Genomic DNA, 364 nt, shown 5'->3' with positions numbered 1-364 from the left:
AGCCTGTTCTAAGATGAGGTTTCATTTGAGGTTCCCTGAAGACTACAGGGTTGATAGGCCAGAACTGGAAGCACAGTAATGTGTGCAGGTGACTGGTACTAATACACCGACAAACACACAAAACAAAACAATCAACACAAAACAAAAAGATGTTGATATGCTCGCGTCCACTATGCAGTATCTGACACAACACCCCACAAAACCAACCAATTACAGCAACACAACAACAAAAAGATAGATGTGTCGGTGGTTATAGCGTCGGGGCCACGCCCGGTCCCATTCCGAACCCGGAAGCTAAGCCCGACAGCGCTGATGGTACTGCACCCGGGAGGGTGTGGGAGAGTAAGTCACCGCCGACCTAAAA

At 48.6% G+C, this 364-nt stretch carries 2 rRNA genes; both read left to right on the top strand.

Annotation, left to right across the window (positions count from 1 at the left end):
- Nucleotides 1-123: ribosomal RNA gene (locus tag NQ018_RS11380) — 23S ribosomal RNA — on the top strand; the annotation flags it as partial.
- A 119-nt stretch (nt 124-242) separates the two neighbouring features.
- A 5S ribosomal RNA gene (gene rrf / locus NQ018_RS11375) occupies nt 243-359 on the top strand.
- The last annotated feature ends 5 nt before the right edge of the window (nt 360-364 follow it).

This window comes from Corynebacterium kozikiae, from assembly GCF_024580965.1.
In the GTDB taxonomy this organism is placed as follows: Bacteria; Actinomycetota; Actinomycetes; order Mycobacteriales; family Mycobacteriaceae; genus Corynebacterium; species Corynebacterium kozikiae.
The sequence above is the reverse complement of the archived record's forward strand: the minus strand, read 5'-3'. Positions and strand labels throughout refer to the sequence as shown.